General features: G+C 38.0%; 13 protein-coding genes. 10 read left to right on the forward strand and 3 right to left on the reverse strand.

What is annotated here, in order from left to right:
• Positions 1–130: 130 nt before the first annotated feature.
• Both leuS and HUS24_RS13290 read right to left on the reverse strand, forming a co-directional pair.
• Positions 131–2,755: a leucine--tRNA ligase gene (gene leuS / locus HUS24_RS13285; protein WP_173912409.1), complete on the reverse strand. Its 2,625-nt coding sequence runs from the start codon at positions 2,753–2,755 to the stop codon at positions 131–133.
• Positions 2,756–2,992: 237 nt separating this feature from the next.
• Positions 2,993–3,544: a hypothetical protein gene (locus HUS24_RS13290; protein WP_173912410.1), complete on the reverse strand. Its 552-nt coding sequence runs from the start codon at positions 3,542–3,544 to the stop codon at positions 2,993–2,995.
• Between the two features lie 585 nt (positions 3,545–4,129).
• Here HUS24_RS13290 and HUS24_RS17065 point away from each other — a divergent pair.
• Positions 4,130–5,971 carry an MFS transporter gene (locus HUS24_RS17065; protein ID WP_254433861.1) on the forward strand — a complete coding sequence of 614 codons (1,842 nt, stop codon included), beginning with the start codon at positions 4,130–4,132 and terminating at the stop codon, positions 5,969–5,971.
• Positions 5,972–6,041: 70 nt separating this feature from the next.
• Here HUS24_RS17065 and HUS24_RS13300 read toward each other — a convergent pair whose 3' ends face one another.
• On the reverse strand, positions 6,042–6,335 hold the full coding sequence (locus HUS24_RS13300) for a DUF4124 domain-containing protein (protein WP_254433869.1): 294 nt from the start codon (positions 6,333–6,335) through the stop codon (positions 6,042–6,044).
• Between the two features lie 633 nt (positions 6,336–6,968).
• Between HUS24_RS13300 and HUS24_RS13305 the strand changes: the two genes are divergently transcribed.
• The 9 genes from HUS24_RS13305 (at position 6,969) to rlmN (ending at position 15,823) form a co-directional block, all read left to right on the forward strand.
• The gene (locus HUS24_RS13305) at positions 6,969–8,696 is read left to right on the forward strand and encodes an acetolactate synthase 3 large subunit (RefSeq protein WP_173912412.1); all 1,728 of its coding nucleotides are present in this window, start codon (positions 6,969–6,971) and stop codon (positions 8,694–8,696) included.
• Positions 8,693–9,184, forward strand: coding sequence for an acetolactate synthase small subunit (gene ilvN, locus HUS24_RS13310; RefSeq protein WP_065994411.1), 492 nt, complete (start codon positions 8,693–8,695; stop codon positions 9,182–9,184). The genes HUS24_RS13305 and ilvN overlap by 4 nt, the downstream gene beginning before the upstream one ends.
• Positions 9,185–9,298: 114 nt before the next feature.
• Positions 9,299–10,315, forward strand: coding sequence for a ketol-acid reductoisomerase (gene ilvC, locus HUS24_RS13315; protein WP_173912413.1), 1,017 nt, complete (start codon positions 9,299–9,301; stop codon positions 10,313–10,315).
• Between the two features lie 248 nt (positions 10,316–10,563).
• Positions 10,564–11,370, forward strand: coding sequence for a hypothetical protein (locus HUS24_RS13320; RefSeq protein WP_173912414.1), 807 nt, complete (start codon positions 10,564–10,566; stop codon positions 11,368–11,370).
• Between the two features lie 332 nt (positions 11,371–11,702).
• Positions 11,703–12,992, forward strand: a complete 1,290-nt coding sequence (locus HUS24_RS13325; RefSeq protein ID WP_173912415.1) for a glycosyltransferase family 1 protein — start codon at positions 11,703–11,705, stop codon at positions 12,990–12,992.
• Between the two features lie 29 nt (positions 12,993–13,021).
• A complete protein-coding gene (locus HUS24_RS13330; protein ID WP_173912416.1) occupies positions 13,022–13,573 on the forward strand; it encodes a phosphatase PAP2 family protein in 552 nt (183 codons plus the stop codon).
• Positions 13,574–13,669: 96 nt separating this feature from the next.
• A complete protein-coding gene (iscX, locus tag HUS24_RS13335; protein ID WP_065994416.1) occupies positions 13,670–13,870 on the forward strand; it encodes a Fe-S cluster assembly protein IscX in 201 nt (66 codons plus the stop codon).
• A 118-nt stretch (positions 13,871–13,988) separates the two neighbouring features.
• Complete coding sequence (gene ndk / locus HUS24_RS13340) at positions 13,989–14,420, forward strand: nucleoside-diphosphate kinase (RefSeq protein ID WP_016166212.1); 432 nt, start codon at positions 13,989–13,991, stop codon at positions 14,418–14,420.
• 167 nt (positions 14,421–14,587) lie between these two features.
• A complete protein-coding gene (gene rlmN / locus HUS24_RS13345; protein ID WP_173912417.1) occupies positions 14,588–15,823 on the forward strand; it encodes a 23S rRNA (adenine(2503)-C(2))-methyltransferase RlmN in 1,236 nt (411 codons plus the stop codon).
• Positions 15,824–15,866: the final 43 nt, after the last annotated feature.

The following is a 15,866-nucleotide window of genomic DNA, read 5'->3' on the forward strand; positions in this document are numbered from 1 at the left end:
ACGGGCTTTGTTTGGGTTTTGTTTTTTATCCTTAAATTCCCTCTCCTTTTAGGAGAGGGTTAGGGAGAGGTAATTTATTTAAGAACCCTCATCCCAGCCTTCTCCCAGAGGGAGAAGGGGTTGTAAGGCTTTAAACCACCAAATTCACAAGCTTATTTGGCACAACGATTTCTTTCTTGGTTGGGCCAGTTAAGAAAGGTTGTACTTCAGGCAATGCTTTTGCTTGTGCCAAGAGATCTTCTTTAGAAGCATCTACAGACACTTCCAATTTCCCACGAAGTTTACCATTGACTTGAACCACGATGGTTTGCGTATTACGAGTCAATGCAGACTCATCCACTGCAGGGAACAGCACTTGAGTTAAATCAATATCAAACTCAGCCAATAATTTTTGACTTAAATGTGGTGCAAATGGCGCAAGTAAAGTTAAAAGGGTAATGATAGATTCACGAGCGACCGCAATATCATTATCATCTTTGGCTTCAAACTTATTGTTCGCATTTAACAATTCCATCAATGCAGCAATAGCTGTGTTAAATGCATGACGACGTTCGATGTCATCACCCACTTTCTGGATCGTTTCATGTGTTTTACGACGTAAGTCTTGTGCATCTGATGAAAGTTTTGCGGTATCAATGGCAGATGCTGAGTTACCTTTTTCAAGGAAACCAGCAGTTAAACGCCATACACGTTTTAAGAAGCGATTAGCACCTTCAACGCCTGCATCTGACCATTCTAAAGATTGATCAGGTGGTGCAGCAAACATCATGAATACACGTGCTGTATCTGCGCCATATTGGTCAATGATCGCTTGTGGGTCGATACCGTTATTTTTCGATTTCGACATTTTTTCTTGACCACCAACAATCACTTCCTGACCATCTCCTTGATATTTCGCAGAGATAATACGACCTTTCTCATCACGTTCTAGGTCAATGTCAGCAGGATTGAACCATGTTTTCTTACCAGATTCAGATTCACGGTAGTAAGTATCTGCTAAAACCATACCTTGAGTCAGTAAGTTGGTAAATGGTTCGTTACCTTGTACTACACCTTCATCACGCATCAATTTATGGAAGAAACGTGCATAGAGTAAGTGCAAAATGGCATGTTCAACTCCACCAATGTATTGGTTAACAGGTAGCCATGATTGTGCAGCTTCAGGTTTAACTAAACCCCCTGTAAAATCAGGTGATGCATAACGTGCATAGTACCAAGAGGATTCTACAAAAGTATCCAAAGTATCGGTTTCACGACGTGCATCGCCACCACAGCATGGACATTTGGTTTCATAGAATTCAGGCATTTTGTTTAATGGATTACCTGAACCGTCTGGAACAACGTCAGTTGGTAAAACTACTGGAAGTTGCTCTTCAGGTACTGGTACTTGACCACATTTTTCACAGTTGATCATTGGAATTGGACAACCCCAATAACGCTGACGAGAAACACCCCAGTCACGTAAACGGAATTGAACTTTTGCATTTGCCAACTGTTGTGGTTCTAATTTTGCAAGGATTGCATCATAAGCTGCTTGGAAATCTAAGCCGTCAAATTCACCTGAATTAACCAATTTACCTTCTTTTGATCCGTACCACTCTTGCCACGTAGTTGCAGAATAATCTGCATCATCCGCACCTTTGGCATCGATCACTTGTTGGATTGGTAAATTGTATTTATTGGCAAATTCAAAATCACGTTCATCATGCGCAGGAACTGCCATCACTGCACCTGAACCGTATGACATCAATACATAGTTAGCGACCCAAACAGGAACTTCTTCACCTGTGATTGGATGTTTTACAGCAAGACCCGTTGCCATGCCTTTCTTTTCAGCAGTCGCAAGATCCGCTTCAGCCACTGAACCCATACGGCATTCTTCAATAAAGGCTTTTAATTCTGCATTATTTTCTGCTGCTTTTAACGCCATTGGATGTTCTGCTGCAACTGCAACATAAGTCACACCCATCAAGGTATCAGCACGAGTGGTATAAACTGTTAACCCATCTGCATAAACGTCTGGATTTGCTGAAGGGAAGGTGATCTCCATCCCTTGCGAACGACCAATCCAGTTACGTTGCATGGTCAAGACTTGTTGTGGCCAACCGTCTTTTAAGGTATCTAAATCATCTAATAATTCTTGTGCATAATCTGTGATGCGGAAGTAATACATTGGAATATCACGCTTTTCCACCAATGCACCTGAACGCCAACCACGACCATTTTCAACTTGCTCATTGGCAAGCACTGTTTGGTCTACAGGATCCCAGTTTACAGTCGAAAGCTTACGGTAAATCAAGCCCTTTTTATACAGTTGGACAAATAACCATTGTTCCCAGTGATAATATTCTGGTGTGCATGTTGCAAATTCACGATCCCAGTCCACTGAAAGACCTAACTTTTTCAATTGGTCACGCATGTAGGCAATGTTTTCAAATGTCCATTTTGCAGGTGCAACTTGGTGAGCAATTGCCGCATTTTCAGCAGGTAGACCAAAAGCATCCCAACCCATCGGTTGCAGGACAGTTTCACCTTTTAGTCGGTGGAAACGGCTAATCACATCCCCAATCGTATAGTTACGCACATGACCCATATGCAGCTTGCCACTTGGATAAGGAAACATCGAGAGGATATAACGACGTGGACCTTCTACAGTGTCGGCAACTTTAAAGGCTTTGCGAGTTTCCCAGTCCTGTTGAACAGTAGGTTCTATCGCACTCGCTTGATATTCAGGGTCAATGTGAGGATTAGTCATAGTAAATAAACGTATTTAATAGGAATAAGGATAAAAGTGTGCGCTAAGCATAGCGTAAAACCTAAAAAATGTCAGATATTCGCATGCAATTTATGTAAATCGTCATAGTATCTATAAGGATTTGAATAAGAGTGTGCATCAACCTCTTATTTTCGAGTGCGATCTATGTCTAAGCGAAACCTTTAAATGTCTATTAATTAATGTTTATACAAATAAAAATAAGCGAGATATTAATCCTTAATTAGCATCTAGTTCTTTGCTCAATAAAATAAATTTATTTTGATAAGCATTTAATGCTAAATCCCCATATTTTTTTTGAACTTTATTTAATAAATTTTGAATTAGTGGTGTGAGTTCATTTAAATCACTGGCTTTTTCCAACTTAAGAATTTGGGTAAATGAAAGTAATCCAAAAAACTCTGGAATTTGAATAGATAAAAAAGCATATGTACGATGAAATGCACTGCTATTTTCTAATAATGGTAGTTCAATATTTAGTTTTTCAGTTACTTGGGCTGGAAGTTTTGAATCTTGCTCCTCATTTGAATAAGACTGTGTATTATCTCCCCAGTCAGATACTTCTAAAAGTTGAGTTTCTAATAAGACATCAATAGTATGAAATGGAATACCCAGCATAACTACGATTTCTTTTGCAGTTAATCGACCATTTGCAATAATGAGTATATTGCGTTCAGCACGACTAAGTTTGCTTGCGTGACTGGTTAAAATGGCACGACCACTATTTGATTTTTGTAAAATAGTATTCCAATTTATTTTTTGTTGAATCATAGTGTTTCTATCCTTGATTAATTATTACTTTTTTAATCAATAGTTCCTTTATCTATTTTGTTTGAGATGTAATCGTTTTTTAGTTATTTTAAATAATGTGGTTTAGGATGGCAATTGTTATTTTTATATAATTAAATAATTTTTAAGTGATTGAATTTTAATGTTTTAATTTTTAAAATTTAATCATTGGTAAATAAGTTGAATTATTAAATAAATATATTGTGAATTGCATCACAAAATATAATATTTTTAAATTGATTTTGCACTGTATTTGAATATCCATAGTTATTTTATGGAATAATGCTTCAGGTATCTTTATAAAAGAAAATTTAAAAAACACTAACAAATGCAAAAAGGCTATGTTATCTTTGCGTGAATTATTTAGAGAAAATAAAAATAATGCTTAGGTTTATTCTTTGCTAAATAATATGTGTTGATAATGTTTATAGATTGCTAAAAATAAAATTATTTAAAAGTTAGTAGTTTTAGTTGGATAAGAAAGATTTAATTTAATAAGCTTTTATTATGTTTGGGGAATAATTCATTATCAATAAAACTTTGTAAAATAAAAAAGGATTTTATTGAATGAGTGGTGTGGCTCAAAATAGTGCAGATTCAAAAATGACTAAAGGGGAAAAGAAGATCATTTTTGCCTCCAGTCTTGGAACAATATTTGAATGGTATGATTTCTATTTGTATGGTGCATTGGCGATTATTATTGCTCAGCAGTTTTTTACAGATTTAGATGCAACAACAGGCTTTATTTTTGCATTATTGGCATTTTCTGCTGGATTTATTGTTCGACCTTTTGGTGGTTTGGTTTTTGGCCGTTTAGGCGATATGGTTGGACGAAAATATACATTTTTAATCACCATTGTCATTATGGGGATTTCAACTTTTCTAGTTGGTATATTGCCTAACTATAATTCTATTGGGATTGCTGCACCGATCATATTAATTATTTTAAGATTGATCCAAGGTTTAGCTTTGGGTGGCGAATATGGCGGCGCAATCACGTATGTTGCTGAATATGCGCCTCAACATCGGCGAGGTGCTTATACCTCATGGATTCAAATTACAGCAACAACGGGGCTACTTTTGTCTCTAGCTGTCATTTTAGGTGTGCGTACTCTTGTTGGCGAAGAGGCTTTTAGTGCTTGGGGTTGGCGTATTCCATTCTTATTTTCCTTTGTTTTGTTGTTGATCAGTATTTGGGTGCGTTTAACCATGAGTGAACCGCCTGTATTTAAGAAACTAAAAGAAGCAGGTAAGTTGTCTAAAGCGCCGATACGTGAAGCTTTTGGTCGCTGGGGTAACCTGAAACTGATTGTTTTGGCGCTATTTGGTTTAACAATGGGGCAGGGGGTTATTTGGTATACGGGACAGTTTTATAGTCTGTATTTTTTAACACAGGCTTTAAAGGTTGATAATGCGACAGCGAGTATTCTAGTTGCCTGTGGATTATTAATTGGATTGCCATTTTTTATTTTATTTGGCTATTTGTCCGATAAAATTGGGCGCAAACCTATTATTATTGCAGGTAGTTTACTTGCAGCATGTGCGTATATTCCGTTATTTCAAATGTTGACACAGGCGACCAATCCGCAACTTGCACAAGCACTTAAGCAGTCACCCGTTGTTTTACGTGTTGATCCTTCCGATTGTTCTTTTCAGTTTGATCCAGTAGGACGTAAAAGCTTTGAAAGTAGTTGTGATATTGCGAAAAAGTTGCTTGCAAGTAATGCTGTTAACTATACTGTTGAAGAGTTACCGAAAGGTTCAAATGCTCAAATCAAGGTAGGTTCAACAGTTATTGATGGCTTCACACCAAAGCAAATATCAGAAAATGATATTGTAGCTGCTGAGAAAATCATTCAACGAAATAAAGGATTAGCTAAACAAAAAATATTTGATGCACAAACACAACAAGATACTAAAGCACTTGTAATTGCTCAAAATGAATTACAAGAAATTGAAAAAACTTTATCAGTTTTTGCAGAAAATCCAAAAGTAGCTGCAAGTAAAATATTAGATGCCGAATTTAAGGCAAATGTACATGAAGCCCTTACAGCTGCGCATTATCCTACACATGCCAATCCTGCTGAAATTAATAAACCACTGGTAGTCGCGATTTTAGCAATTTTAGTTATTTTTGTGGCGATGGTTTATGCACCTATCGCAGCAGCTTTGGTAGAAATGTTTGCAACAAAAATTCGTTATACATCCGTGAGTTTACCGTATCATATTGGAAATGGCTGGTTTGGCGGTTTATTGCCAACCATCTCTTTTGCAGTGGTGGCGCAAACAGGAAATATCTACAATGGTTTGTGGTATCCAATTATTGTTGCGGTAATTTGTGCAGTAATTTGTTTGTTATTTATTAAGGAATCAAAAAATATAGATATTTTTAAAGATGATTATAAATAATAAAAGCTATTGATGCTCTAATAAAAAACCTTTCAAAAATGAAAGGTTTTTTATTTGTGACATGATCTTACTACTGTAGAGCACGTTCAAGCTGACCTTTTTGTAAGGCCGCATTGGCTTCACTTTGCTGATCTACTTTTGGCGCTTCTACTTGAGGTGGTGTTGTATTTTGTGGGGTGACTGCAGGCGGCGTAGCTGTATTTACAGGCGTTGCAGACGAGGTAGACCCTGAAACATGATGTCCATATGTTTCAACCTTGGTTTTATGTCGAGCATTTTTAGGTGGTGGATTGGCTGAATAATGGGTAGAACCATTGCTGTCCACCCATTTATAAAACTCCTTGGCAAAACTTTGTGGGCTCATACTGCCAGCCAACAATAAAACGCCAAACGAAATAAGATGAGTTTTTAGTTGTTTTAGATTTTGCATATATGAACCTTTCAAGCTGAGCTTTGAACCTTATGATAAGTAAATATGCAGCAGTGGCATAGAGACTTAAAATAAAGAAGAGTTGTTGTGATTTTACTTGATTTTATTTTAAACAATTTTATAAAACTGTGTGGAATTTTGTTGAAAATTTATTAAGTTATAACGCACTGAATTTTTTGTTATAAATGGATAAAAAAAAAGGAATAGTTTAAAAAAAATGCGGATGAGAAATAAACAGCAAAAAAGCGAATAGAAACCTTGACTTTGCTTGCTAAAACAACAAAAATGCTGGTTCAGTTTTATTGTTTTTATTCGATCACCCTTCGAATAAATCCATTGTAAGCAATATCGTTTTCTCTAAGCCGAGAAAATGACCCCCTACATTTAATATGTTTATCCCAACATATTTTTGTTATGAACATCATTTAAACAGTGGTGTGACTATAAATTTTTTATATTGCTGCAAAAACGAGTAAATATGTGTGTTATAACAGAGCGCACAAATCAATGAATGAAACATGACTTATGTCTCCCATAAGTTATGGAAAAAAGATTAGGGTGAATACGTTGGAACTTTTATCTGGTGGTGAAATGCTCGTTCGTGCATTGGCGGACGAAGGCGTTGAACATGTTTTTGGGTATCCAGGCGGCGCAGTACTTCATATTTATGATGCGCTATTTCAACAAGAGAAAATCAATCATTACCTCGTGCGTCATGAACAAGCAGCAGGACATATGGCTGATGCTTACTCACGTGCGACAGGTAAGACAGGTGTTGTTCTTGTAACATCTGGTCCAGGTGCGACCAATACCGTTACGCCAATTGCGACGGCTTATATGGACTCAATCCCAATGGTGATTTTGTCTGGTCAGGTTGCTAGTCATTTGATCGGTGAGGACGCGTTCCAAGAAACGGACATGGTTGGTATTTCTCGTCCAATCGTGAAGCACAGTTTCCAAGTGCGTCATGCAAGCGAAATTCCTGCAATTATTAAAAAAGCATTTTATATTGCCTCAAGTGGTCGTCCAGGTCCTGTTGTAGTCGACATTCCAAAAGACGCAACTAATCCTGCAGAAAAATTTGCATACGAATATCCTGAAAAAGTAAAAATGCGTTCGTATCAACCACCGCATCGTGGTCATTCAGGTCAGATTCGTAAAGCAATTGATGAGCTGATTAATGCAAAACGTCCTGTGATTTATACAGGTGGGGGTGTCGTTCAAGGCAATGCTTCTGAGCAATTGACTGAGCTTGCGCACTTATTGGGCTATCCAGTAACCAATACTTTGATGGGATTAGGCGCATTTCCTGGAAATGATCCGCAGTTCATTGGTATGCTCGGTATGCACGGTACCTATGAAGCCAACATGACGATGCATAATGCAGATGTGATTTTAGCAATCGGTGCACGCTTTGATGACCGTGTTACCAATAATCCCGCTAAATTCTGTCCAAATGCCAAAGTGATTCATATTGACATTGATCCAGCAACGATTTCTAAAACAATTATGGCGCACATCCCAATCGTGGGTGCGGTTGAGCCTGTGTTGCAAGAAATGTTGGTTCAATTGAAGCAAATGAATGTTTCTAAGCCAAATCCTGAGGCAATCGCCGCTTGGTGGGATCAAATCAATGAATGGCGTAAAGTTCATGGTTTGCGCTATGAAAAAGCGACTGATGGTTCAATGAAGCCGCAACAAGTGGTTGAAGCTTTAGATAAAGTAACCAATGGTGATGCCATCATTACCTCTGACGTAGGTCAACATCAAATGTTTGGTGCGATGTACTACAAGTACAAACGTCCTCGTCAATGGTTGAACTCAGGCGGTTTGGGTACGATGGGTGTGGGCTTGCCATATGCAATGGCGGCAAAACTTGCATTCCCAGATCAGCAAGTGGTGTGTATTACAGGTGAAGCATCAATTCAGATGTGTATCCAAGAGCTTTCTACCTGTAAGCAGTATGGCTTAAATGTAAAAATTCTATGCTTGAATAACCGTGCTTTAGGTATGGTAAAACAATGGCAAGACATGAATTATGAAGGTCGTCATTCAAGTTCTTATGTTGAGTCATTGCCTGACTTCCCGAAATTAATGGAAGCGTATGGACATGTAGGAATCCAAATCGATCATGCAGACGAGCTAGAATCTAAACTTGCTGAAGCAATGGCGATTAATGATAAGTGCGTATTTATCAATGTTATGGTTGACCGTTCTGAGCATGTTTATCCAATGTTGATTGCGGGTCAGTCGATGCAAGATATGTGGTTGTCTAAAGGGGAGCGTACACAATGAGACATATTATTTCTGTACTCATGGAAAATGAAGCAGGTGCGCTTTCTCGTTTAGTCGGTTTATTTTCTCAACGTGGCTATAACATTGAGACTTTAAACGTAGCACCAACTGAAGACCCAACCATGTCACGTTTGACGCTGACAACTTATGGTGATGATCATAAAATTGAACAAATCACCAAACAACTCAACAAACTTGTTGAAGTGGTGAAAGTAGTTGATTTGTCAGAAGGCGCACACATTGAGCGTGAGCTTATGTTGATCAAAGTCAAAGCCTTGGGTTCAGCACGTGCGGAAATTAAACGTACAGCGGATATTTTCCGTGCGCAAATCGTAGATGTAACACCGACCACGTATACGATTCAAATCGCGGGAACAACTGAAAAAATTGATGGTTTTATTGATGCGCTTGCTGAAAATACCATTCTCGAAGTTGTTCGTTCAGGTGTATCGGGTATCGCACGTGGCGAAAAAGTTTTAACTATTTAATTTATTCACCTATAATCCTCTCCGAATAAAGGAGAGGGCTTAATAACTGAGTGCATAACAACATAAGCATCTTATTAAGTTGAAGGAAACAAAAGCATTTTAGCGGAGACAGCAATGCAAATTTTTTATGATAAAGACACAGACTTATCTATCATCCAAGGTAAAAAAGTAGCAATCGTTGGTTACGGTTCTCAAGGTCACGCACATGCGCTTAACCTTAAAGACTCTGGCGTGGACGTTACTGTAGGTTTACGTGCAGGTTCTGCTTCTTGGAAAAAAGCTGAAAATGCTGGTCTTAAAGTTGCTGAAGTTCCGGAAGCTGTTGCTCAAGCTGATCTTGTGATGATCTTGACGCCTGATGAGTTCCAAGCTCAACTTTATCGTGATGTGATCGAACCAAACATCAAACAAGGTGCGACTTTAGCATTTGCACATGGTTTCTCTGTTCTTTATAACCAAGTTGTTCCACGTGCTGACTTAGATGTGATCATGGTTGCACCAAAAGCACCAGGTCATACAGTACGTTCAGAATTCCAACGTGGTTCAGGTGTTCCTGACCTTATCGCAATCCATCAAGATGCGTCTGGTAATGCGCGTAATGTTGCTCTTTCTTATGCTTCTGGCGTAGGTGGCGGTCGTACAGGTATTATCGAAACTTCATTCCGTGAAGAAACTGAAACTGACCTTTTTGGTGAGCAAGCGGTTCTTTGTGGTGGTGCGGTTGAATTGGTTAAAATGGGCTTCGAAACTTTGGTTGAAGCTGGTTATGCACCAGAGATGGCGTACTTCGAATGTTTACATGAGTTAAAACTTATTGTTGACTTGATGTTCGAAGGTGGTATCGCAGACATGAACTATTCAGTATCGAATAATGCTGAATATGGTGAATATGTAACGGGTACTGAAGTGATCAACGAACAGTCTCGTGAAGCAATGCGCAATGCACTTAAACGTATCCAATCTGGTGAATATGCGAAAATGTTCATTCAAGAAGGTGCATTGAACTACCCATCTATGACTGCTCGTCGTCGTCAAAATGCTGCTCATGGTATTGAAGTAACGGGTAACAAACTTCGCTCTATGATGCCTTGGATTCAAGCAAACAAAATCGTTGATAAAGAGAAAAACTAATTTCTCGAATCAGTTGATTTGAATGCAAAAGCCCACTCGTTTTGAGTGGGTTTTTTATATTTGGCATTACGAGGGTTAGTGAAACATAGCTTCACTCTTGCACAGCAAGAAAGTGATATTTTCTTAAATCTCGCTCAGGATTCAAGAAAACCAAATCACGGTTAAGGAGAAAAATTAAGTTTTATTTCAAAAATAAAAAATGTGATACATTACGCATTATTTTCGGCATATTCAAATGTGGTGAAATCATGAAATTTAAAATAATGCTCGCTCTTACAGCACTTGCTTTTTCAAGTATCAACCATGCTGAAACAGGAGTAAATTCGAAAAATCTAATACCACTTAATGATGTTCGTGTATCGATGCAGCGTATGTTACGTTCCACAGAAGGGCGTTATTTTTTAAGCCTTTATGCGGGGATTTGGAATCCACACGCAGTCATGACGGATTTGGTGGAAAATAAAAATATCGCTTTTAAAGGTTTGCAAAAAGCCAATCAATTGACTTTAAAATCAGTAAACTCTGAGAAAGACAGTGCGCCAACGGGTGAATACCAACTAACAGGAAGTCTAAATGCAAATACTGGATATTTTCAAACAGTATTAACAGAAGGTTCTGAAAATATAGGAAAAAATATTCAGTTTGAACCTGCAGTAAAAGTGAATGATAAACCTGCATTTGTATTTAAATTTTATGGAGTATCGGCAGCTAATTACGGTGCTGCTATGCAACGGGTGGATGTCATTAATAAAAATAATAATCAAACTATTCAGGCATTAACAGGTTTCTCTGCATATCCTAAAAGTGTGGGTTATATGGATATAAATTTTGATGGTTATTATGATGTGATTTTGTCTGATATTTCACAAGGCAAAACTGTAGAAGAAAAACGCTATATTTATTGGATGTATAATCCAAAAACTGGACAATTTCAACGCTCTCCTCAACTCGATAAAATTGTGGGTTTTCCAAACTTACATGGTGAAAAACAGCAGATTGACTTTGGAAATGGTGTGATTTATCAAGTGAAAAATGGTTTATTAAATCGAATTTAAGGATTTAAAAATTAAATGATGCTGTTTGTCTGAAGCGATGAACTTTTGTGCTTAATATCATTTTGGAATATTTTAAGGTGATTTCTAAAGTTGATACATGAGTTGTAATACTGGAAAACTGGGCAAATATATAAGGTCATTTTGCTGAATGTATTTGCTTGTTTAATCATTAATAAATCCTTTAGGTGCATAATCAGATTTTTATGCACCGCTTGATTTTAAGTCAAGTAAGCAATGCTCGTACTGTAAGCAAAACGTCACTTCATCATCATCTAAATGTAAAAAAGATAGCCTAAACTACTCAAAAATGAAGAGAAGACTTAGGTAAACGTATGACCAAGACGTACGCAGAAGCCTTATTATACAGACAGCAAGATTTTCCAGATAATTTTAAATTTTATTTAAAGAAAAAAAATAACCAGCAGCATATTTCTGAAAATTTAAATACCCTTCAAAAACTTGTTCGTCCAAGGCTGAAAATTGCAATTGTGACAGAAACGTGGCCACCTGAAATTAATGGGGTCGCCATGTCTTTGATGCAGCTTTGTAAAGGCTTGCAGAAACAAGGACATAAAATTTTATTGATTCGCCCAAAACAAAAACATCAGTGCCATGAATTTTCACCCAATAAAGAATGTTTGGTTACGGCACAAGGGATTCCTAAATATCCTGATATGCGTTTTGGTTGGCCACAATATTTAAAAGTTTCTCAAGCGATTTCTGATTTTGCACCAAATATTGTTCATATCGTGACAGAAGGGCCATTGGGTTTTACGGCATTACATGCAGCAAAAGCGAAACATATTCCAGTGTCTAGTGGCTTTCACTCCCCATTTCAGGAGTTTAGTCGTTTCTTTGATTTGGCATTTTTAGTTAAACCGATTCAACATTATTTGAAATGGTTTCATAACAATACTCATCTCACCTGTGTGCCAAGCAAAGATACTGAAAAAGCATTGCGACAATTTGGTGTGACATGTCCTTTGTTGGTGGTAGGGCGTGGTGTGGATACAGAAAAATTTTCTGCACAGCATCGTTCAGAAAAATTAAGACGTACATGGGGTGTAGATGAAGATACTACGGTGCTACTGTATGTTGGGCGATTATCCCCTGAGAAAGAAATTAATGTCTTGATTGATGCTTATGCAGCAATGAAAAGTCATCAAGAGAAAAAAGTAAAATTTGTGATCGTGGGTGATGGTCCAGAACGTAAGCGTTTAGAGAAGATGGCAGGCGCTGAGCAGGTCATTTTTACAGGTAGCTTAAGTGGTATGGCGCTTGCACAAGCTTATGCAAGTGCAGATGTATTTGTTTTTGCGAGTCAAGTCGAAACTTTCGGCAATGTTGTACTTGAGGCAATGGCAAGTGGATTACCTGTAGTTGCATATCATTATGCAAGTACGCAACTTTATGTGAAACATCAACAAACAGGTTGGGTCTGTCCTTTAGGCGCAACCGATCAATTTATTCAAAATATTCTTCAACTTCCAAACAACGCAGTTTTGCATGATATGGGACAACATGCCATGCAGGATGTGCAAAATATCGGTTGGCAACATGCGGTACAACAATTTGAACAAGCACTTTATCAAGTCACGCAAGATCAGGTTTTAGTGACTTAAAACCATCTCGGATAGAGAGGAGAGCTAAAATGAATTTTAAAGAAACCAAAATAAAAATACTCGATCTAGATTTAAAAGGCTGCTTATATCTGAACAACCTGTCACATGTGCAACATATTGCTTTATTTTTTAAAGTGGTGAGTCGGCTAGGTGATGGGGCATTTTGGTATGCCATGTTGTTTCTTGTATGGCTAAACAAAGGCTTGATGTATGGTTTGAAATTACTTTATGTGGTTTTAAGTGGTTTGATTGGGACAGGTATTTACAAAATACTAAAACACAAAACAGTACGTCCACGTCCGTATCAAGTACACCAAGTCATCGTTATGGGCGAGAGACCTTTAGATCATTTTAGTTTCCCATCAGGGCATACTTTACATGCTGTGATGACGACTGTAGTGCTAGGCTATATTCAACCTCTACTGTTGTTGATTATGATGCCATTTACAATTTTGGTTGCATTGTCGCGTATGGTGCTAGGTCTGCATTATCCAAGTGATGTGATTGTCGGTGCTTTGATTGGGGCGACTGTAGCAAGTATGATTTTGGTTGCTGCACCGTTTTTAAATATTGCTTTATAAATATTTTAAAAATGATTTATAAAATAAAATCTGTTTTGGCAAAGCTTGGGAGTTTGCTAAAGTAGGCATATACATTGGATGGATAGGATGAGCTGAATGGGCTTACGTTGGACAGATACCATTGATATTGCAATCGAGCTATATGAAGCTCACCCAGATGTCGACCCACAATGGGTCAGATTTACGGATTTACATGCATGGATTTGTGCATTACCTGAGTTTAGTGATGACCCAAGCAAGTCAACCGAAGGCTTATTAGAAGCTATTCAAATGGCTTGGATTGATGAAGCCAATTAAAAAAACAACTCAATCTGTCTAAAAAATCATTTTTTTACAGTTTAAACAGCGGAAAATGGCGCATTATTCGGTATAATGCGCCAAAATTTTCGTGTCAATTTGACTTAAGGAGCCAATCATGGCTATTGAACGTACTTTATCTATCGTAAAACCAGACGCAGTTGCTAAAAACCACATCGGTGATATCTTTGCTCGTTTCGAAAAAGCTGGTCTTAAAATCGTTGCGACTAAAATGAAACACCTTTCTCAAGCTGAAGCTGAAGGTTTCTACGCTGAACATAAAGAACGTGGTTTCTTTGCTGACTTAGTTGCTTTCATGACTTCTGGCCCAGTTGTAGTATCTGTGCTTGAAGGTGAAAATGCAGTACTTGCTCACCGTGAAATCTTAGGTGCAACAAATCCTAAAGAAGCTGCTCCTGGTACAATCCGTGCAGATTTCGCTGTAAGCATCGATGAAAATGCGGCTCACGGTTCTGACTCTGTTGCTTCTGCTGACCGCGAAGTAAACTACTTCTTCGCTCAAACTGAAGTTTGCCCACGTACTCGTTAATTCTGAGTCGTTAGGGTCTAAAATAGATCGCTGAAGCATTCAGCCTTTTGTAAATTGTAAACAGACCCTGAACCAGATAAGTGTTATACTGCTTGTCTGGTTTTTTTATTTTTAATGTTCGAATATTGAACGAATCCTACCCATCGGCATGTTTTTAGGTAATACCCATGAATTCTGAAGTTGTTGCTTCATCATTAACACAAGATGAACAGAAGCCTGCATCATCAAAAACTGCACAGCAAACACATGTACAGAAAGTGAATTTACTGGGCATGTCACGTCCGCAGTTGGAAGAATTCTTCGAAGACATGGGGGAGAAAAAATTCCGTGCTGGACAGGTAATGAAATGGATTCACCAATTTTTTGTGACTGACTTTGCTGAGATGACCAATATTTCAGGAAAATTAAGAGAAAAACTAGAAAAGGTTTGCGTGATTGAAGCGCCAGAAGTAGTACACCGTAATTATTCAAAAGATGGAACTCGTAAATGGGTATTCCGTGTTGGTGAAGGTGAAGGCTCTTTGGTTGAAACTGTGCTGATTCCTGCTGAAGATAAAACAGGTTCACGTAAAACTTTGTGTATTTCCTCACAAGTGGGTTGTGCTTTGGACTGTTCATTCTGTTCTACAGGCAAACAAGGCTTTCAGCGTGACTTAACTCCTGCGGAAATTATCGGTCAGTTGTGGATGGCAAACTATTCTTATATGGAAGAAGTGCCTGTTGCTGAACGTGAGCGATCAGTGACCAATGTGGTGATGATGGGCATGGGTGAGCCATTGCTCAATTATGATGCTGTACTTAGCTCAATGAATATCATGTTAGATGACTTTGCATATGGCATGTCGAAACGTCGTGTAACCCTCTCAACTTCTGGTGTAGTGCCAAAAATTGATCAGTTGGCACAAGATATAGATGTTGCTTTAGCGATTTCTTTACATGCACCAAATGATGAACTTCGTAATGAGCTTGTGCCAATTAATAAAAAATATCCATTAGAACAATTGATTGCAGCATGTCAGCGTTATATTGCTAAAGATGGAAATGAAAGTTCTCGTAAGCATGTCACCATCGAATATGTCATGTTGGAAGGTGTGAATGATCAACCAGAACATGCACAACAAATGATTAAGTTGTTGAAAAATTTACCAAGTAAAATTAATTTAATTCCATTTAACCCATTTCCACACGCACCATATGGGCGTTCAAGTCGTAATCGCATTATTTCTTTTCAAAAAACTTTGTCTGATGCGGGATTTGTGTGTACGATTCGTCAGACACGTGGTGATGATATTGATGCAGCGTGTGGTCAATTGGTCGGACAAGTGGCTGACCGTACCCGTCGTGCAGAACAATGGAAAAAGAAAGTGGCACAGCAGAACGAGATTTTGCGTTCACAAGGTTGACCATTTTTAAAATTAAATATGGGGATCAGGCTTTGAGAAATAA

The sequence above is a fragment of the Acinetobacter sp. Marseille-Q1618 genome, assembly GCF_902809855.1.
Lineage (GTDB): Bacteria > Pseudomonadota > Gammaproteobacteria > Pseudomonadales > Moraxellaceae > Acinetobacter.